Here is a 17,751-nt window from a genome sequence, read left to right as displayed (position 1 = left end):
CTGATTACTTCTTCAGACCATAATGCTCATCGAGCATGCCCGGCGAGTTCGGAGTCTTCGGTGCGTAGTCACGCGGCGGCTCCTGATCGCGCGGTGGCGTCAGGCGTTCACGTGGCGCGACTGCCGCGTCAGCGTGCAGGGCGGCGATCAGGCGCTGGCGGGTCTGCTCGTCCAGGGCCAGACGATTGGCGCCCTCGGCGAGATGATCCTGCACTTCCTGATAGCTCTGGGTCAGCTTCTTGACCAGCATCGCGGTGCTGTTGAAGTGGGTGACCACTTCATTTTGATAACTGTCGAAACGCTCCTGGATATCATCCAGTTGACGCTGCGTACGGCTCGGCGCGGCGTTCGGCGCAACGCGCGCGATCAGGAATCCAATGGCGACACCCACAACCAGGGCAAGAGTCGGTAACAACCAAACTAAGAGCGAGTGTTCCACGAGTCCTTCCTCTATAAACGGCTTTGCTTTACGTTAACGGCTCGAACCTGCGCTGTATACCGCGATTCACTCGCAATAGATTGGCACAGACAATTTGCTAGACGAGTCGACCCGATTCGAGGTCACGGAGTTCCTTCCTTGCTGATGCGTGAAACCCCTGTAGTGATTGCCGGCCCAGTCGGCCAAATCGAAGCTTTGTACCTCGACAACGAGCAGCCGCGCGGCATCGCGCTGATCTGTCATCCGAACCCGGTGCAGGGCGGCACCATGCTCAACAAGGTCGTTTCGACCCTGCAGCGCACTGCGCGCGACGCCGGCCTGATCACCTTGCGCTTCAACTATCGCGGCGTCGGCGCCAGCGAAGGTTCGCACGATATGGGCACTGGTGAAGTCGACGATGCCCAGTCAGCCGCCAAGTGGTTGCGCGAGAAACACCCGGATCTGCCGCTGACCCTGTTCGGTTTCTCCTTCGGCGGATTTGTTGCAGCAAGTCTCGGCGGTCGTCTCGAAGCCCAAGGCGTGCAGCTCAAGCACCTGTTCATGGTCGCCCCGGCAGTCATGCGTCTGGGCGAACAGGATCAACTGCCGCAGCAGGGGGAACTCACGGTGATCCAGCCGGAAACCGACGAAGTCATCGATCCGCAACTGGTTTACGACTGGTCGGAAAAACTCCAGCGCCCCCATGAGCTGCTGAAAGTGGCAGAATGCGGACACTTTTTTCATGGCAAGCTGACCGATCTCAAGGATCTGATCCTGCCGCGTCTCTCGAATTGATTGCAGTCTGACAAGCGATTACCCATGACGAACCGTACCCGTATCCTCACCGGCATCACCACCACCGGCACGCCGCACCTGGGCAACTACGCCGGCGCCATCCGCCCGGCGATCCTTGCCAGCCGCGACAGCAATGCCGATTCGTTCTACTTCCTGGCCGACTACCACGCCCTGATCAAATGCGATGACCCGCTGCGCATCCAGCGCTCGCGTCTGGAAATCGCCGCGACCTGGCTGGCCGGTGGCCTCGATGTCGACCGCGTGACCTTCTACCGCCAGTCCGACATCCCGGAAATCCCTGAACTGACCTGGCTGCTGACCTGCGTTGCCGCCAAGGGCCTGCTCAACCGCGCGCACGCCTACAAGGCGTCGGTGGACAAGAACGTTGAAACCGGTGAAGACCCGGACGCCGGTATTACCATGGGCCTCTACAGCTACCCGGTGCTGATGGCGGCGGACATCCTGATGTTCAATGCGCACAAAGTGCCGGTCGGTCGTGACCAGATCCAGCACGTGGAAATGGCCCGCGATATCGGCCAGCGTTTCAACCACCTGTTCGGTCAGGGCAAAGAATTCTTCACCATGCCCGAAGCGCTGATCGAAGAAAGCGTGGCGACGTTGCCAGGCCTCGACGGTCGCAAGATGTCGAAGAGCTACGACAACACCATTCCGTTGTTCTCCAGCGCCAAAGAGATGAAGGACGCGATCTCGCGGATCGTCACCGACTCCAAAGCGCCGGGCGAAGCCAAGGATCCGGACAACTCGCACCTGTTCACCCTGTTCCAGGCCTTTGCCACACCAGCGCAGGCTGACGAATTCCGTAGCGAATTGTTGGGCGGTCTGGGTTGGGGCGAGGCGAAGAGCCGTCTGTTCCAACTGCTCGACAACGATCTCGGCGAGGCTCGCGACAAGTATCACCAGTTGATCGAGCGCCCGGCGGATCTGGAAGACATTCTGCAGATCGGTGCGAAAAAGGCCCGTGCGGTGGCAACGCCGTTCCTCAACGAGCTGCGTGAAGCCGTTGGCCTGCGTTCTTTCGTCAATCAGGTGCAAGTCGCTACGACCACCAAGAAGAAAGCCGCGAAAGCCGCGCGTTTCGTCAGTTTCCGTGAAGACGACGGCAGCTTCCGTTTCCGTCTGCTGGCGGCCGATGGCGAGCAACTGCTGTTGTCGCGCAACTTCGCTGACGGCAAAACTGCCGGGCAGGTGACCAAGCAACTGCAATCCGGTCAGCCGCTGGACGTGCGCAGCGAAGACCTGAGCTTCAGCGTGTGGCTGGAAGGCGAGTGCGTTGGCGACAGCCCGGCGTTCGCCGATGCTGCTGCGCGGGACGCGGCCATCGAGGCTTTGCGCATCGCGCTGACCCCGGTTCAGGACTAATCGGCGGCACGGTCCGACCAAGGGCCGATTGCCATTCCCACGGGCCGTCGCTACAGTGACGGCCCGTTTTTGTTGCCTTGCTAACGAATTATGACGCCCCTAGAACGATACCAAGCTGATCTGAAACGCCCGGACTTCTTCCATGACGCCGCGCAGGAAACTGCTGTGCGTCATTTGCAGCGTCTGTACGAGGATCTGATCGCCGCCGATCAGAACAAGCCGGGTCTGCTGAGCAAACTGTTCGGCAAAAAGGATCAGACGCCGGTCAAGGGCCTGTATTTCTGGGGCGGCGTAGGTCGCGGCAAGACTTACCTGGTCGACACCTTCTTCGAAGCGCTGCCGTTCAAGGAAAAGACCCGCACCCACTTCCACCGCTTCATGAAGCGTGTACACGAAGAAATGAAAACCCTCGGCGGCGAGAAAAACCCGCTGACCATCATCGCCAAGCGTTTCGCGACCGAGTCGCGGGTGATTTGCTTCGATGAATTCTTTGTCTCCGACATCACTGACGCGATGATCCTCGGCACGCTGATGGAAGAACTGTTCAAGAACGGCGTGACCCTGGTCGCGACCTCGAACATCGTTCCGGACGGTCTGTACAAGGACGGTCTGCAACGCGCGCGCTTCATGCCGGCCATTGCCCTGATCAAGCAGAACACCGAGATCGTCAACGTCGACAGCGGCGTCGACTATCGTCTGCGTCACCTCGAACAAGCGGAGCTGTTCCACTATCCGCTCGACGAAGCCGCTCACGAAAGCCTGCGCAAGAGCTTCAAGGCGCTGACGCCGGAATGCACTGCTGCGGTCGAGAACGACGTGTTGATGATCGAAAACCGCGAGATCCGTGCGCTGCGCACGTGTGACGACGTGGCCTGGTTCGACTTCCGCGAACTGTGCGACGGCCCGCGTAGCCAGAACGACTACATCGAACTGGGCAAGATCTTCCACGCTGTGTTGCTCAGCGGTGTCGAGCAGATGAGCGTCACCACCGACGACATTGCCCGCCGTTTCATCAACATGGTTGACGAGTTCTACGACCGCAACGTCAAGCTGATCATTTCTGCCGAGGTCGAGCTGAAGGATCTGTACACCGGCGGCCGTCTGAACTTCGAGTTCCAGCGCACGCTGAGCCGTTTGCTGGAGATGCAATCGCACGAATTCCTGTCGCGGGCTCACAAGCCTTAAACAGAATCGCGAAACAAAAAAGGGCCTGCAACTGCAGGCCCTTTTTTATGTCCAGAATTCACCGCAATACCCTGTAGGAGTGAGCCTGCTCGCGATAGCGGTGGATCAGTCACATAAATGCTGCATGGACGGACGCAATCGCGAGCAGGCTCACTCCTACATGGGTTTGGTATGGGCAGAGGGCTACGCAGCCTGCTGAAACTGCTGCCGATACTGATTCGGCGACAGCTCCGTATGCTGGCGGAACAACCGCGCAAAGAAGCTCGCATCGTCGTAACCGACCTCATAACTGATGGTCTTGATGCTTTTGCGGCTGCCGGACAACAAGCCTTTCGCCGTCTCGATACGCAGGCGTTGCAAGTAATGCAGTGGCTTGTCACCGGTGGCCGTCTGGAAGCGCCGCATGAAGTTGCGGATGCTCATGCCATGCTCGCGAGCGACGTCTTCGAAGCGGAACTTGTCGGCGAAATGCTCTTCGAGCCAGTGCTGGATCTGCAGAATGATCACGTCCTGATGCAGTTTCTGCCCACCGAACCCGATGCGTCCCGGCGAATAGCTGCGCTGCACTTCGTAAAGGATGTCGCGGGCCACGGCTTGCGCGACGTTGGCTCCGCAGAAGCGTTCGATCAAGTAGATGTAAAGGTCGCAGGCTGAGGTGGTGCCGCCAGCGCAATACAAGTTGTCTGCATCGGTCAGGTGCTTGTCCTGATTCAGATAGACCTTCGGAAAACGCTCGGCAAAGGCATTGAAGAAACGCCAGTAGGTGGTCGCCTCCTTGCCGTTGAGCAGGCCGGCCTCGGCCAGCCAGAACACCCCGGTGGCTTCGCCGCACAACACGGCGCCGCGTGAGTGCTGTTCGCGCAGCCACGGCAGGACTTGTGGATAACGGCCGCACAGTGTGTCGAAATCGTCCCAGAACGCCGGGAGGATAATGACATCGGCGTTTTCCAGGCCGCCGTCGACCGGCATCACGACGTCACTGAAGCTGTTCACCGGTTTGCCGTCGGGGCTGACCAGGCGTGTTTCGAACGCCGGAGTCAGGCCGTGGCCCAGTTGTTTGCCATAACGCAGGCTGGCCAGATGGAAGAAATCCTTGGCTTGCATGAGAGTGGAAGCGAAAACCCGGTCGATTGCCAGGATGCTGACGCGCCGCAAGGGCGTGGAGACTTGCTTGGACATAATTCAACTTTTGTTTTGTTTTTATAAGGGAAAGTGGTCACCAGACGGCTGGATCGTCTTATTTTTTGTCGGATGTGTCCAGTGTCCTGTGTCGGAGGGGAGGCTTAGTCTCTGAAGGTCATCTCCCTCCAACAAGAAAGAAAGGTGCCGCATGATCCCCAGAACCTTGTTCAGCTCCGAGCACGAATTGTTTCGCGACAGCGTACGAACCTTCCTCGAAAAAGAGGCCGTGCCGTTTCATGCGCAATGGGAGAAACAAGGCTATATCGACCGCAAACTCTGGAACAAGGCAGGCGAGGCGGGAATGCTCTGCTCGCACCTGCCGGAAGAGTACGGCGGGCTGGGGGCAGATTTTCTCTACAGCGCCGTGGTGATCGAAGAGGTCGGTAGATTGGGTTTGACCGGGATCGGCTTTTCGCTGCACTCGGACATTGTCGCGCCGTACATCCTGCATTACGGCAGCGAAGCGCTGAAGCACAAATACCTGCCGAAACTGGTTTCGGGCGAGATGGTCACGGCCATCGCCATGACCGAGCCGGGTGCCGGTTCCGACCTGCAAGGCGTGAAAACTACGGCCGTGCTGGACGGTGACGAGTATGTGATCAACGGTTCGAAAACCTTTATCACCAACGGCTTTCTCGCGGACCTGGTGATCGTGGTCGCCAAGACCGATCCAAAGGCCGGCGCCAAGGGCACCAGCCTGTTTCTGGTGGAAGCGAATACGCCGGGCTTCGACAAGGGCAAGCGCCTGGAGAAGGTCGGCATGAAGGCGCAGGACACCTCCGAGTTGTTCTTCCAGGATGTGCGCGTGCCCAAGGAAAACCTTCTGGGACAGGCCGGGGCAGGGTTTGCTTATCTGATGCAGGAGTTGCCGCAGGAGCGTCTGACCGTGGCGATCGGTGGCCTCGCCTCAGCCGAAGCAGCGTTGCAGTGGACGCTCGATTACACCCGTGATCGCAAAGCGTTCGGCAAGGCGATTGCCGACTTCCAGAACACGCGCTTCAAGCTGGCCGAGATGGCCACGGAAATCCAGATCGGCCGAGTGTTCGTCGACAAGTGTCTGGAGTTGCACCTGCAAGGCAAGCTGGATGTGCCGACAGCGGCGATGGCCAAGTATTGGGGCACCGACCTGCAATGCAAGGTGCTCGACGAATGCGTGCAATTGCATGGCGGCTACGGCTTCATGTGGGAATACCCGGTGGCCCGGGCGTGGGCGGATGCGCGGGTGCAACGGATTTACGCCGGTACCAATGAAATCATGAAGGAGATTATTGCGCGGTCGCTTTGATGATCGTTCCCACGCTCTGCGTGGGAATGCCGCCGGGGACGCTCCGCGTTCCGCTTTGGTGGTGATCTGATCGGCACTTTCGCGAGCAGGCTCGCTCCCACAAGGATCACGCTGTACCTGTGGGAGCGAGCCTGCTCGCGAAGCTTTTCGCGTTCAATCAAGGCGCAGGATTCGGATGATCCTTGTGAATCGCCTCGATCCCTTCCAGCACTTCATCCGACAGCTTCAGATCGAAGCTGGCAATGTTGCTGTCCAGTTGTTCAAGCGTGGTCGCACCAATGATATTGCTGGTGACAAACGGCTGCTGCGTCACGAACGCCAACGCCATTTGCGCTGGATCCAGACCGTGTTCACGGGCCAGCGCCACATAGCGGCTGCATGCTGCTTCCGACTGCGCATTGAAATAGCGGCTGAAGCGGCTGTAGAGGCTCAGACGACCTTTCGGCGGACGCGCGCCACCTTCGTATTTGCCTGAGAGGAAACCGAAAGCCAGCGGCGAATAAGCGAGCAGGCCGCATTGTTCGCGGATGGCGATTTCCGCCAGACCCACTTCAAAACTGCGGTTAAGCAGGTTGTACGGGTTCTGGATCGACACCGCGCGCGGCCAGCCACGGGCTTCGGCCAGCGCCAGAAAACGCATGGTGCCCCACGGCGTTTCGTTGGACAGACCGATGTGGCGGATCTTGCCGGCCTTCACCTGCTCGTCGAGCGCTTCGAGGGTATCTTCCAGCGGCGTCAGGTTGGCTTCGATCTTGTGTTTGTAGCCCAGCTGTCCGAAAAAGTTGGTGCTGCGCTCCGGCCAGTGCAGTTGGTACAGATCGATGTAGTCGGTCTGCAGACGCTCGAGGCTGGCGTCCACCGCTGCGGTGATGTGCTGGCGGTTGTGGCGCAGGTTTTTGTCGCGGATGTAATCGATGGTGTTGCCGGGGCCGGCGATCTTGCTGGCGAGGATCCAGTCGGCGCGGTCGCCGCGACTTTTGAAGTAATTGCCGATGTAGCGCTCGGTGGTAGCGTAGGTTTCGGCTTTCGGCGGCACCGGGTACATCTCGGCGGTGTCGATGAAATTGATCCCGGCTTCCTTGGCCCGTTCGATCTGGGCGAAGGCTTCAGCTTCAGTGTTTTGCTCGCCCCAGGTCATGGTGCCGAGGCAGATTGCACTCACGTTCAGGTCGGTACGGCCTAGCTGGCGATAGTCCATCGGGTGCTCCTTGGGCAAAACAATCATAAAAGCAGGTTGAAATATTTTTCGCAATCTGCATAATTGCCGACCTCTTTCTGCAGTGGAAGTGATGCGCCGCCGCCGAAGAATCTTGCCGTTGAACGGACGCGCCGACCCGAGCCCCCGAAAGCGTCTGTATCCGGCTGCCTTTGACTTGTCAAAGTACGCACTATTCAGTAAGATCCGCCGTCTAATTTACAGGGCGGCCCCTGAGGCTATAAAGAATGAAAACTTTTACTGCTAAACCGGAAACAGTAAAGCGCGACTGGTTTGTCGTCGACGCTGCTGGTCAGACCCTGGGTCGTCTGGCCACCGAAATCGCGAGCCGTCTGCGTGGCAAGCACAAGCCTGAGTACACTCCTCACGTTGACACCGGCGACTACATCGTCGTAATCAACGCTGAGCAGATTCGTGTTACCGGTGCTAAAACCACTGACAAAATGTACTACTCCCACTCCGGTTTCCCGGGCGGCATCAAGTCGATCAACTTTGAAAAGCTGATCGCTAAAGCCCCTGAGCGCGTGATCGAGACCGCGGTTAAAGGCATGCTGCCTAAAAACCCACTGGGTCGCGACATGTACCGTAAGCTGAAAGTCTATGCGGGCGCTGCACACCCACATACTGCTCAGCAGCCCCAAGAACTGAAGTTTTAACGGAATAGTACATTATGTCGGCGACTCAAAATTACGGCACTGGCCGTCGCAAGACCGCAACCGCACGCGTTTTCCTGCGTCCGGGTACTGGTAACATCTCCATCAACAACCGTTCGCTGGAAAACTTCTTCGGCCGTGAAACTGCCCGCATGGTAGTTCGCCAGCCGCTGGAGCTGACTGAGACTGTCGAGAAGTTCGACATCTACGTCACCGTGATCGGTGGTGGTGTAAGTGGTCAAGCTGGCGCAATCCGCCACGGCATCACTCGCGCTCTGATGGACTACGACGAAACCCTGCGTGGCGCTCTGCGCAAAGCTGGCTTCGTTACTCGCGACGCCCGTGAAGTTGAACGTAAGAAAGTTGGTCTGCGTAAAGCGCGTAAGCGTCCGCAGTACTCGAAGCGTTAATTCCGCTTCCGCGTTCAAAAAGAACGCCCGCCTCCTCACGGAAGCGGGCGTTTTTTTATGCCTGTGATTTATCAAAGAATTGCGCTGCGACAACTTGCCACTTCCGTAGACCCCCTATACTGCAAGGCTTGAGGGTAAGAGCTCCGGGTAATTCCCTTGTCAGAATTGGGGCTTTTCATTACCATTCGGCAAAATTTTTATAAGTAACATTGATTTATTTAGTAGATGCCTGATTTAACAGGCCACAAAAGCTGATGGGAGAGGACTGAATGAGCAATGACGGCGTGAATGCAGGCCGGCGTCGCTTCTTGGTAGCAGCCACATCCGTGGTGGGTGCTGCAGGAGCGGTGGGGGCTGCGGTCCCGTTCGTGGGGTCATGGTTTCCCAGTGCCAAGGCGAAAGCCGCCGGTGCACCGGTGAAAGTGAATGTCAGCAAAATCGAGCCAGGACAGCAGATGATTGCTGAGTGGCGCGGCCAGCCGGTGTTCATTGTCCGCCGTACCGAGGAAATCCTGGGGAATCTCAAAAAGATCGAGGGCCAGCTCTCCGATCCAACCTCCAAAAACTCCACGCAACCTACCTATGTCGACCCTGAAGTGCGTTCGATCAAGCCGGAAATTCTGCTGCTGATCGGGATCTGCACTCACCTGGGTTGCTCACCAACTTTCCGTCCCGAAGTGGCACCTGCGGATCTGGGTAAAGACTGGGTCGGTGGCTATTTCTGCCCTTGCCACGGCTCCCACTACGATCTGGCTGGCCGCGTCTACAAGTCGCAACCTGCGCCTTTGAACCTGCCAGTTCCGCCGCATTCCTATGAGACCGATGACCTGATCATCATTGGTACTGATCCGGAGAAAGCGTGATGAGCAAGTTCATGGATTGGGTTGATGCGCGCTTTCCTGCGACAAAAATGTGGGAAGACCATCTCAGCAAGTATTACGCTCCAAAAAACTTCAACTTCTTCTATTTCTTCGGCTCTCTGGCGCTGCTGGTTCTGGTCAATCAGATTGTCACCGGTGTCTGGCTGACGATGAGTTACACGCCGTCGGCGGAAGAAGCCTTCGCTTCCGTCGAGTACATCATGCGCGACGTCGAGTACGGCTCGATCTTGCGTCTGCTGCACTCGACTGGCGCTTCGGCGTTCTTCATCGTGGTTTATCTGCACATGTTCCGTGGCTTGCTCTACGGTTCGTACCAGAAACCGCGCGAGCTGGTCTGGGTCTTCGGCATGCTGATTTATCTGGCACTGATGGCCGAAGCGTTCATGGGTTATCTGCTGCCGTGGGGTCAGATGTCTTACTGGGGGGCCCAGGTGATCATCTCGCTGTTCGGTGCGATTCCGGTGATCGGTAACGACCTGACCCAGTGGATTCGTGGTGACTACCTGATCTCCGGGATCACCCTGAACCGCTTCTTCGCCTTGCACGTTGTCGCGCTGCCGATCGTGATTCTCGGTCTGGTGGTGCTGCACATTCTGGCGCTGCACGAAGTCGGTTCGAACAACCCTGACGGCGTCGACATCAAGAAGCACAAAGACGAAAACGGCATCCCGCTGGACGGCATTGCCTTCCACCCGTACTACACCGTGAAAGACATTGTCGGCGTTGTAGTGTTCCTGTTTATCTTCTGCTTCATTGTGTTCTTCTTCCCGGAAATGGGCGGCTACTTCCTCGAAAAACCAAACTTCGAGCAAGCCAACCCGTTCAAGACGCCAGAGCATATTGCGCCGGTTTGGTACTTCACACCGTTCTACGCCATCTTGCGTGCGATCCCGGACAAGCTCATGGGCGTTATCGCCATGGGGGCGGCGATTGCGGTGTTGTTCGTGCTGCCGTGGCTTGATCGCAGTCCGGTGAAATCGATGCGCTATAAAGGCTGGATGAGCAAAATCTGGCTGGTGGTGTTCTGCATTTCGTTCGTGATTCTGGGTATTCTCGGTGTGCTTGCGCCGACCCCGGGGCGAACCCTGTTGTCGCAGGTCTGCACCTTCCTGTACTTCGCCTACTTCATTCTGATGCCGTTCTACACCCGGCTCGAGAAGACCAAACCGGTTCCGGAAAGGGTGACTGGCTGATGAAAAAGTTATTTTTTGCTCTGATTTTTGCTGCGTTGCCTGTCTTGTCGTTCGCTGCTGAACACGGTGGTCCGGAGCTGGAAAAAGTCGACATCGATGTCTCCGACAAAGCTGCCCTGCAGGACGGTGCGCGCACCTTTGCCAACTATTGCATGGGCTGCCACAGTGCCAAGTTCCAGCGTTATGAGCGCGTCGCCGATGACCTCGGTGTGCCGCACGAACTGATGCTGGAGAAGCTGGTGTTCACCGGTGCCAAGATCGGTGATCACATGACCATCGGCATGCAGCCGGCGGACGCCAAGACCTGGTTCGGCGCGGCACCACCGGATCTGACCCTGGTTGCTCGCGTGCGTGGCACCGACTGGCTCTACGGTTACCTCAAGTCGTTCTACGAAGATCCGGCACGCCCATGGGGTGTGAACAACAAGGTCTTCCCGAACGTCGGCATGCCTAACGTGCTGGTCGGCCTGCAAGGTCGTCAGGTCGTGGGTTGCAAACAGGTGCAGATCGTCGAAGACGGCAAGAAGCAATATGATCCGTTGACCGGCACGCCTCTGACCCATGAAGCGTGCGATCAACTGACCATCGTGCCGAAATCCGGTGCTCTGAACGAAGAGCAGTTCGATGAGAAGGTCAAGAATCTGGTAACCTTCCTGGCTTACTCGGCTAACCCGGTTAAGCTGCAACATCAGCGCATCGGTACTTACGTCTTGCTGTACCTGGCGTTCTTCTTTGTGTTCGCCTACCTGCTCAAGCGTGAATACTGGAAAGACGTGCACTGATACGCTTCAAGCATTGCTGTTAATCGCGCGCGCCCAAGGGCGCCTCCGGTAACGCAAGATCTGGCTCGCCAGGTGTTGTGGGAGGCGCCCTCTGGGCGCGCGCGTTTTTCCGGTTCCGACAAATTCAACAAGCGAGGAGGATCGCCATGGGCGTGACCAATCGGTTGGCCTGTTACTCCGACCCCGCCGACCACTATTCCCACCGAGTGCGCATTGTGCTTGCAGAGAAGGGTGTCAGCGCCGAGATCATTTATGTGGAAGCTGGTCGCCAGCCGCCTAAACTGATTGAGGTAAACCCTTACGGCAGTCTGCCGACGCTGGTCGATCGTGACCTGGCGTTGTGGGAGTCGACCGTGGTGATGGAATATCTGGATGAGCGTTACCCGCACCCGCCGTTGATGCCGGTTTACCCGGTGGCGCGTGCCAACAGCCGTTTGCTGATTCACCGCATTCAGCGCGACTGGTGTGGTCTGGTGGATCTGATTCTGGATCCCAAGTCCAAGGAGGCTGCGCGTGTCGTGGCGCGCAAGGAATTGCGTGAAAGCCTGACGGGCGTGTCGCCGCTGTTTGCCGACAAGCCGTTTTTCCTCAGTGAGGAACAAAGTCTGGTGGATTGCTGCCTATTGCCAATACTCTGGCGTTTGCCGATTCTGGGTATTGAACTGCCGCGGCCAGCCAAGCCGCTGCTTGATTATATGGAGCGCTCGTTTGCGCGTGAGGCTTTCCAGGCGAGTCTGTCTGGTGTCGAACGCGATATGCGCTAAGGCTTAAGGAGCCGCTATGAACTCCAGTCGACCTTATCTGGTCCGCGCGCTCTATGAGTGGATTGTTGATAACGATTGCACCCCGCACATGCTGGTCAATTCCGAGTACCCGGCAGTGCAAGTGCCGCAGGGTTTCGCCAGTGACGGGCAGATTGTCCTGAACATTTCTCCGAGTGCCGTGCGTCATCTGCACATGGACAACGACGTGGTGACCTTCGAAGGTCGCTTCGGTGGTGTCCCGCACAGCTTGTACGTACCGATCAGCGCGATCCTGGGGATCTACGCCCGGGAGAACGGTCAAGGTATGGTGTTCGATCTCGAGTCGCCGATGGATGACGAAGAAGAGATCGAGTCGGATGACGACTTGCCGCCACCGGACAGCGAACCGCCGCGCCCTAGCGGCCGGCCTAGTTTGAAAGTGGTGAAGTAATAAAAAAGGCGATCCGGATGGATCGCCTTTTTTGTGTGCGCGTTTCGGCTGTCAGTCGATGTATTCGAACAGCTTGACGATTTTCTGCACGCCGGAAACACCCTGCACCAGATTGGTTGCCTGGGTGGCTTCCTGTTTGGTCAGCAAGCCCAGCAGGTAGACGATACCGTTCTCGGTCACGACCTTGATGCGCGAGCCAGGGATGCTGGCGTCGGTGAGCATCTGCGTCTTGATCTTGGACGTCAGCCAGGTGTCGTTCTGGCGCGCCAGGAAGCCGGACGGCGGTATGACTTGCAGTTCGTTATGAACGGTTTTTACCCGTTGGACCGCCGCTGCTGCCTGTTCGGCTTTGGCTTTCAGGTCTGCGCGAGGTGTCTGGCCGGCCAGCAGTACGACACCGTTGAAGCTGGTGACGACGATGTGCGAATCGTTGTCCAGGGCCGGGTCGGCTTTGGCCACGTTCACGCCCACTTTGGTTTCAATCAACGAGTCGTCGATCTTGCTGCCGAAGGTGCGGGTGCCACGATCGTCGTCGATCGGTGCTTCACGGCTGGCGTTTACCACCGAGGTGCAGCCGCTGATGCCGAGGCACAGGGTCAAGGCCAGAAGGCCAAGGCGATTAGGGGTCATTCTTCACTCCCGAACAGTTGGCTGTCGATCAGATCGCAAAGGCAATGGATCGCCAGCAAGTGGACTTCTTGAATACGTGCGGTGACGTTGGCCGGTACGCGAATCTCGACGTCCTCGGGCAGCAGCAGCGACGCCATGCCGCCGCCATCGCGTCCGGTCATAGCTACGACAATCATTTCGCGATCATGTGCGGCCTGGATCGCTTGAATAATGTTCGCCGAGTTGCCGCTGGTCGAAATCGCCAGCAAGACATCGCCTGGCTGACCGAGCGCACGGATCTGTTTGGAGAATACTTCGTTGTAGCTGTAGTCGTTGGCGATCGAGGTGATCGTCGAGGTGTCGGTGGTCAGGGCGATCGCCGGCAGGCTCGGGCGCTCGCGCTCGAAGCGGTTGAGCAGCTCCGAAGAGAAGTGCTGGGCATCGCCGGCCGAGCCGCCATTGCCGCACGAAAGCATTTTGCCTTCGTTGAGCAGGGCGTTGACCATGATCTGGCTGGCTTGCTCGATGTGCGGTGCAAGTACGTCCATCGCCTGTTGCTTGGTGTCGATACTGGCCTGGAAAAGCTGGCGAATTCGGGATTGCATGTCCATCTGTGTGACCTTAAGTAGCGCGGCTGTCCGGCACATGAATGTGCAGCCCGCAAAGCAAAGAGCAAAATTTGTCGGTGGAATTGTCCGGGTCGCAACGCCGACGATCAACTGTCGAAAGCATTCTGCAACCAGTTCAGCTGATCCGGATGGCTGTCGATGGCCACCACGTCGAAGCGGCAGGGGGAATTGGCCCAACGCGACTCGCGCTGAAGAAAATACTGCGCAGCGAAAATCAGTTTCTGCTGCTTGCGCTCATCGATGCTAGCGAGCGCGCCACCCCATTGAGTGTTTTTTCTGTAGCGAACTTCAACGAATACTACTGTATCGCCATCAAGCATGACCAGATCAAGCTCGCCGCGTTTACAAAACCAGTTCTGCGCCAGCAGGCGCAGACCTTGTTGTTGCAGATGCTCGAGCGCCTGGCGCTCGGCATCCTTGCCGCTTTGCGAGCGTGACCTGTCGGGCATCAGCGCGGGGTGTCCGGCAGGCGCTGCACCTGACCGCTGACGAACTGCGCCCAAGGCAACTGACGCACAACGCGTTGGGTCTGGGTCATGCCGAGGCTGCCCGACTCACCGTCGATACGGCTGTCCGGCAGTGCTTTGAGCTGGCCCAGGCGCGGTGCCAGACGATAGGCGTCCACGCCCATGGCGTACAGACGGCCGAGGCTGCCGGCGGCTTGCGGCCACTGCGCAACCACTTGCTGGCGCAGTGGGTCGCTGCTGTCTAGCAGCCACGGGGTTTCGCAGAAGCGAATGCCGTTCATGTCGTTGTACTGGTTGATGTCGCCGCTGGCGCTGTAAACGTGCGAGGTCGCGTAAACCGGAACGTCACCGGCATACTGGAAGTTCAGGGTCGGCTTGATCTGCTGTGCCTGTTGCGGCGTGGCAGCAAGGAAGATGAATTCGATGTCCTGACGGCGCGAAGGCTGCGCGGCTACGTTGGTGCCGGCGGCGTTCTGCAGGCTCTTGGCGCGGGCTTCGCTCTGACGCAGCTGGAACATGTCGGCAATCTGCTGAGCCAGTTGCACCGGCTGATCAACGCGTTCGGTCGCTACGATGCTGCCGCCGTTAGCCTGCCAGTCCTGGCTGAACGCGCGCAGTACGCGGTCGCCCCATTCGCCTTTCGGCACCATGATGGCGGCGCGGTGCAGGCCGTCGGCACGGGCACGACGCGAGACTTCGCGGGCTTCGTCTTCAGCGGCCAGACCGAACTGGAACAGTTGCGCCGGGCCTTGATCGCCTTCGCTGTAATTCAGCGCGAGGGTGGTGATCGGCAGTTGCGGACGGGTGCTCAGCTGTTTGACCAGTGGTTTTTCCAGCGGCCCGACGACCAGTTGCACGCCGTCAGCCTGAGCCTTGCGGTAGAACTCGTCCATCGAAGTCAGTTTCGAGCTGTCGTAGAACTCGATCGCCGGCGGCTTTTGCCCGGCCTGTTGGGCTTGGTAGTGGGCAGCCATGAAGCCTTCGCGCAGTGCTTTACCGACCGCTGCCAGTTGGCCATCTTGCGGCAGCAGCAGGGCGATTTTGCTCAGCGGCTGGCTGGCCAGTTCCTTGAGTTTGGTCAGCGGTAGCGGCAGGTTGATTGCGGCCGGGTGCTTTGGATTCTGCGCGCGCCAGGTGTCGATCGCGGCTTGCTGCTGTTCCAGGGTGCCAGCGGATTTTACCGCCATGGCCAGGCCCATCCAGCCGCCGAGATCGTCGGTGCTGTTCGGTTGCAGTTGGTCGGTTGGCAGCGAGCCGATCAGGGTCCAGATCGCTTCGTGGTTCTTGCTCGCGGCTTCGCCTTGCAGCATCGGCGCGATAAACACGCGCTCGCGGGCGGCAGCCAAAGTCTGGCCATCGGCTTCAAGGGCGCGGGCGTGTACGGTGCCGGTGCGCACTTGCTGCTCTTCAGGCATCTCGCCCAAATGTTGCAGGCTTGGATGGCTCAGGGCAGTCAGCGCGGCTTTCGGCTGATTGCGGGTCATGGCCAGCTCGGCATTCAAGGTGCTGGCGAAAATCTGCTGGCCGGGCTTGAGTTGCTCCATCGGCACTTGTTGCAGGATTTGCGCGGACTGTCCGGCGTTGCCCTGACGATAAGCCAGGTCCGCAGCGCTGAGGCGCAGCAGGGCGGCTTTTTCCGGGGTTTTCGCCTGGCTAGCCTGTTCGAGCAATTGCTCGATGCTGGCATCCGGGGTCCGTGGAAGTTCGCCAAGGCTGGAGGAAGGGGAGCTGGCGCAAGCCGCCAACAAGGCAGCGAGGCAGAGGGCAGTGAACAGCCGCAGGCAAGCGATCATGTAAGTGTTCCTGATACTCGATCAAATTAGCGTCGAATTGTACCCAAGCACTGGCCGGGGCGCGATGTTACTGGCGTGAATCGGACAATTTAGCTGGAGTAAATGTTGCGGCGGCGCACAACTGCGTGCAAAACCGGGCTCGGCTTGAGCGCATCGCAAGCCTCGTGACGCGCTACAATGGCCGCTTTTACCGATCACGAGGTGTGCGCTTTGACTGCTCCAGGTTCCCTGAATTCCGCTGCTGGCTCGCTTTATGTGGTGGCGACGCCCATCGGCAACCTGGACGACATCAGCGCCCGGGCATTGAAGATCCTCCGTGAAGTCGCCTTGATCGCTGCTGAAGACACCCGCCACTCGGCGCGCCTGATGCAGCACTTCGGGATTGGCACGCCGTTGGCCGCGTGTCACGAACACAATGAACGAGATGAAGGTAGCCGCTTTATTACCCGTCTGCTGGCGGGCGATAACGTCGCGCTGATTTCCGATGCCGGTACGCCACTGATTTCCGATCCGGGTTATCACCTCGTGCGTCAGGCCCGTGCGGCCGGAATCAATGTAGTCCCGGTGCCCGGCGCCTGTGCGCTTATCGCGGCGTTGTCGGCGGCCGGTCTGCCGTCTGACCGTTTCATCTTCGAAGGTTTTCTGCCGGCCAAATCGGTCGGACGCAAAGCGCGACTGGAAGCGGTTAAAGAAGAGTCGCGTACGCTGATCTTCTATGAAGCACCGCACCGCATTCTTGAATGCCTGCAGGATATGGAAGCAGTGTTCGGCGGTGAGCGTCAGGCATTGCTCGCCCGGGAAATCACCAAAACCTTTGAGACGCTAAAAGGTCTGCCGCTGGCTGAGTTGCGCGCGTTCGTCGAATCCGACAGCAATCAGCAGCGCGGCGAATGTGTGGTGCTGGTCGCTGGCTGGACTGCGCCGGAGTCCGAAGACGCAGTCAGCAGCGAAGCGATGCGCATCCTCGATCTGCTCCTCGAAGAAATGCCGCTCAAGCGTGCCGCCGCGTTGGCAGCGCAGATCACCGGTGAGCGTAAAAACGTGTTGTATCAGGTCGCGCTGGATAAACAGAAAGGCGTGTAAGCCGTCGCCCATAACGGTCTTGAGGCTTTTAGCGCTTGTTCTTCAGGCGCTCTGCCGTTAACCTTCGCGGCGGAGAGTCGATCGGACAGTCGCTGCCCTCTATGAAAATTAGGGGGGGGAGGAAAGTCCGGGCTCCATAGGGCGAAGTGCCAGGTAATGCCTGGGAGGCGTGAGCCTACGGAAAGTGCCACAGAAAATAACCGCCTAAGCGCTTCGGCGCCGGTAAGGGTGAAAAGGTGCGGTAAGAGCGCACCGCACGTCTGGCAACAGTTCGTGGCTAGGTAAACCCCACTTGGAGCAAGACCAAATAGGGTCCCAAGGCGTGGCCCGCGCTGGGACCGGGTAGGTTGCTAAAGATGTCCAGTGATGGCCATCGTAGACGAATGACTGTTCAAGACAGAACCCGGCTTACAGATCGACTCTCCACCTTTTTCTTTCCCTGCTTGAATCATTGGCAACAGGGCTGTGTAATATCAGCAGGCCTGCTCTGAAAGTTCGGCAGCGGCAAATGCCAGTAATAGCCATTTCCCACCTCGCTTCAATCAACAGCAGAAGCGCTTTTGTAATACCGAAAAAATCTTACTCTTAACAAATTA

General features: G+C 58.4%; 19 protein-coding genes and 1 other RNA gene. 13 read left to right on the top strand and 7 right to left on the bottom strand.

Translation table 11 applies throughout. The features are described 5' to 3' along the window. Positions 1-4: 4 nt before the first annotated feature. Positions 5-439, bottom strand: coding sequence for a YhcB family protein (locus tag QOM10_RS24285; protein WP_007917055.1), 435 nt, complete (start codon positions 437-439; stop codon positions 5-7). A 144-nt stretch (positions 440-583) separates the two neighbouring features. Here QOM10_RS24285 and QOM10_RS24280 point away from each other — a divergent pair, with 144 nt between their 5' ends. From QOM10_RS24280 to zapE, 3 genes are all read left to right on the top strand, one after another. Then, on the top strand, positions 584-1,213 hold the full coding sequence (locus QOM10_RS24280; protein WP_150774950.1) for an alpha/beta hydrolase: 630 nt from the start codon (positions 584-586) through the stop codon (positions 1,211-1,213). A 24-nt stretch (positions 1,214-1,237) separates the two neighbouring features. Next, positions 1,238-2,593, top strand: a complete 1,356-nt coding sequence (locus QOM10_RS24275; protein WP_316917078.1) for a tryptophan--tRNA ligase — start codon at positions 1,238-1,240, stop codon at positions 2,591-2,593. Positions 2,594-2,683: 90 nt separating this feature from the next. Then, complete coding sequence (zapE, locus tag QOM10_RS24270) at positions 2,684-3,778, top strand: cell division protein ZapE (protein ID WP_134177972.1); 1,095 nt, start codon at positions 2,684-2,686, stop codon at positions 3,776-3,778. 183 nt (positions 3,779-3,961) lie between these two features. Here zapE and QOM10_RS24265 read toward each other — a convergent pair whose 3' ends face one another. Further along, positions 3,962-4,858 carry a GlxA family transcriptional regulator gene (locus QOM10_RS24265; RefSeq protein ID WP_174245138.1) on the bottom strand — a complete coding sequence of 299 codons (897 nt, stop codon included), beginning with the start codon at positions 4,856-4,858 and terminating at the stop codon, positions 3,962-3,964. Between the two features lie 250 nt (positions 4,859-5,108). Between QOM10_RS24265 and QOM10_RS24260 the strand changes: the two genes are divergently transcribed. Then, positions 5,109-6,245, top strand: a complete 1,137-nt coding sequence (locus tag QOM10_RS24260; RefSeq protein ID WP_007917034.1) for an acyl-CoA dehydrogenase family protein — start codon at positions 5,109-5,111, stop codon at positions 6,243-6,245. Positions 6,246-6,402: 157 nt separating this feature from the next. Here QOM10_RS24260 and QOM10_RS24255 read toward each other — a convergent pair whose 3' ends face one another. Continuing rightward, a complete protein-coding gene (locus QOM10_RS24255) occupies positions 6,403-7,443 on the bottom strand; it encodes an NADP(H)-dependent aldo-keto reductase (protein ID WP_008080271.1) in 1,041 nt (346 codons plus the stop codon). A gap of 245 nt (positions 7,444-7,688) precedes the next feature. Here QOM10_RS24255 and rplM point away from each other — a divergent pair, with 245 nt between their 5' ends. The 7 genes from rplM (at position 7,689) to QOM10_RS24220 (ending at position 12,574) form a co-directional block, all read left to right on the top strand. Next, positions 7,689-8,117, top strand: a complete 429-nt coding sequence (gene rplM, locus QOM10_RS24250) for a 50S ribosomal protein L13 (RefSeq protein WP_007917032.1) — start codon at positions 7,689-7,691, stop codon at positions 8,115-8,117. 14 nt (positions 8,118-8,131) lie between these two features. Next, positions 8,132-8,524, top strand: coding sequence for a 30S ribosomal protein S9 (gene rpsI / locus QOM10_RS24245; protein ID WP_008080273.1), 393 nt, complete (start codon positions 8,132-8,134; stop codon positions 8,522-8,524). A gap of 269 nt (positions 8,525-8,793) precedes the next feature. Beyond that, complete coding sequence (petA, locus tag QOM10_RS24240) at positions 8,794-9,387, top strand: ubiquinol-cytochrome c reductase iron-sulfur subunit (protein ID WP_127929717.1); 594 nt, start codon at positions 8,794-8,796, stop codon at positions 9,385-9,387. Beyond that, on the top strand, positions 9,387-10,598 hold the full coding sequence (locus QOM10_RS24235; RefSeq protein ID WP_038361054.1) for a cytochrome b: 1,212 nt from the start codon (positions 9,387-9,389) through the stop codon (positions 10,596-10,598). The genes petA and QOM10_RS24235 overlap by 1 nt, the downstream gene beginning before the upstream one ends. After that, positions 10,598-11,380: a cytochrome c1 gene (locus QOM10_RS24230; RefSeq protein WP_008080280.1), complete on the top strand. Its 783-nt coding sequence runs from the start codon at positions 10,598-10,600 to the stop codon at positions 11,378-11,380. The genes QOM10_RS24235 and QOM10_RS24230 overlap by 1 nt, the downstream gene beginning before the upstream one ends. Before the next feature lie 146 nt (positions 11,381-11,526). Continuing rightward, positions 11,527-12,144 (top strand): glutathione S-transferase N-terminal domain-containing protein, encoded by a 618-nt coding sequence (locus QOM10_RS24225; protein WP_007917025.1) that lies wholly within the window; start codon positions 11,527-11,529, stop codon positions 12,142-12,144. A 16-nt stretch (positions 12,145-12,160) separates the two neighbouring features. Next, positions 12,161-12,574, top strand: coding sequence for a ClpXP protease specificity-enhancing factor (locus QOM10_RS24220; RefSeq protein WP_007917024.1), 414 nt, complete (start codon positions 12,161-12,163; stop codon positions 12,572-12,574). Between the two features lie 51 nt (positions 12,575-12,625). Here QOM10_RS24220 and QOM10_RS24215 read toward each other — a convergent pair whose 3' ends face one another. The 4 genes from QOM10_RS24215 to QOM10_RS24200 form a co-directional block, all read right to left on the bottom strand. After that, the gene (locus tag QOM10_RS24215) at positions 12,626-13,204 is read right to left on the bottom strand and encodes a BON domain-containing protein (protein ID WP_007917023.1); all 579 of its coding nucleotides are present in this window, start codon (positions 13,202-13,204) and stop codon (positions 12,626-12,628) included. Further along, the gene (locus tag QOM10_RS24210; protein WP_007917022.1) at positions 13,201-13,794 is read right to left on the bottom strand and encodes a phosphoheptose isomerase; all 594 of its coding nucleotides are present in this window, start codon (positions 13,792-13,794) and stop codon (positions 13,201-13,203) included. The genes QOM10_RS24215 and QOM10_RS24210 overlap by 4 nt, the downstream gene beginning before the upstream one ends. Positions 13,795-13,898: 104 nt before the next feature. Then, positions 13,899-14,261, bottom strand: a complete 363-nt coding sequence (locus QOM10_RS24205) for a YraN family protein (protein WP_127929715.1) — start codon at positions 14,259-14,261, stop codon at positions 13,899-13,901. After that, entirely contained in the window at positions 14,261-16,072 is a 1,812-nt protein-coding gene (locus QOM10_RS24200; RefSeq protein WP_127929714.1) for a penicillin-binding protein activator, read from the bottom strand. Before QOM10_RS24200 ends, QOM10_RS24205 begins: the two co-directional genes overlap by 1 nt. A 177-nt stretch (positions 16,073-16,249) precedes the next feature. Between QOM10_RS24200 and rsmI the strand changes: the two genes are divergently transcribed. Both rsmI and rnpB read left to right on the top strand, forming a co-directional pair. Continuing rightward, complete coding sequence (rsmI, locus tag QOM10_RS24195) at positions 16,250-17,155, top strand: 16S rRNA (cytidine(1402)-2'-O)-methyltransferase (RefSeq protein ID WP_134177973.1); 906 nt, start codon at positions 16,250-16,252, stop codon at positions 17,153-17,155. Positions 17,156-17,228: 73 nt separating this feature from the next. After that, an RNA gene (gene rnpB, locus QOM10_RS24190) (RNase P RNA component class A) lies at positions 17,229-17,582 on the top strand. The last annotated feature ends 169 nt before the right edge of the window (positions 17,583-17,751 follow it).

Source organism: Pseudomonas sp. P108, from assembly GCF_032613195.1.
Taxonomy (GTDB): domain Bacteria; phylum Pseudomonadota; class Gammaproteobacteria; order Pseudomonadales; family Pseudomonadaceae; genus Aquipseudomonas.
This window is presented reverse-complemented; position numbering and strand designations above follow the sequence as displayed.

Bases quoted from the DNA above. Each gene is read 5' to 3' on its own strand.
- QOM10_RS24255 (WP_008080271.1), bottom strand. From the start codon at position 7,443: ATGGACTATCGCCAGCTAGGCCGTACCGACCTGAACGTGAGTGCAATC.
- QOM10_RS24210 (WP_007917022.1), bottom strand. From the start codon at position 13,794: ATGGACATGCAATCCCGAATTCGCCAGCTTTTCCAGGCCAGTATCGAC.
- QOM10_RS24215 (WP_007917023.1), bottom strand. From the start codon at position 13,204: ATGACCCCTAATCGCCTTGGCCTTCTGGCCTTGACCCTGTGCCTCGGC.
- QOM10_RS24225 (WP_007917025.1), top strand. From the start codon at position 11,527: ATGGGCGTGACCAATCGGTTGGCCTGTTACTCCGACCCCGCCGACCAC.
- QOM10_RS24280 (WP_150774950.1), top strand. From the start codon at position 584: ATGCGTGAAACCCCTGTAGTGATTGCCGGCCCAGTCGGCCAAATCGAA.
- QOM10_RS24230 (WP_008080280.1), top strand. From the start codon at position 10,598: ATGAAAAAGTTATTTTTTGCTCTGATTTTTGCTGCGTTGCCTGTCTTG.
- QOM10_RS24220 (WP_007917024.1), top strand. From the start codon at position 12,161: ATGAACTCCAGTCGACCTTATCTGGTCCGCGCGCTCTATGAGTGGATT.
- QOM10_RS24235 (WP_038361054.1), top strand. From the start codon at position 9,387: ATGAGCAAGTTCATGGATTGGGTTGATGCGCGCTTTCCTGCGACAAAA.
- petA (WP_127929717.1), top strand. From the start codon at position 8,794: ATGAGCAATGACGGCGTGAATGCAGGCCGGCGTCGCTTCTTGGTAGCA.
- zapE (WP_134177972.1), top strand. From the start codon at position 2,684: ATGACGCCCCTAGAACGATACCAAGCTGATCTGAAACGCCCGGACTTC.
- QOM10_RS24200 (WP_127929714.1), bottom strand. From the start codon at position 16,072: ATGATCGCTTGCCTGCGGCTGTTCACTGCCCTCTGCCTCGCTGCCTTG.
- rsmI (WP_134177973.1), top strand. From the start codon at position 16,250: ATGGCCGCTTTTACCGATCACGAGGTGTGCGCTTTGACTGCTCCAGGT.
- QOM10_RS24275 (WP_316917078.1), top strand. From the start codon at position 1,238: ATGACGAACCGTACCCGTATCCTCACCGGCATCACCACCACCGGCACG.
- rpsI (WP_008080273.1), top strand. From the start codon at position 8,132: ATGTCGGCGACTCAAAATTACGGCACTGGCCGTCGCAAGACCGCAACC.
- QOM10_RS24205 (WP_127929715.1), bottom strand. From the start codon at position 14,261: ATGCCCGACAGGTCACGCTCGCAAAGCGGCAAGGATGCCGAGCGCCAG.
- QOM10_RS24260 (WP_007917034.1), top strand. From the start codon at position 5,109: ATGATCCCCAGAACCTTGTTCAGCTCCGAGCACGAATTGTTTCGCGAC.
- rplM (WP_007917032.1), top strand. From the start codon at position 7,689: ATGAAAACTTTTACTGCTAAACCGGAAACAGTAAAGCGCGACTGGTTT.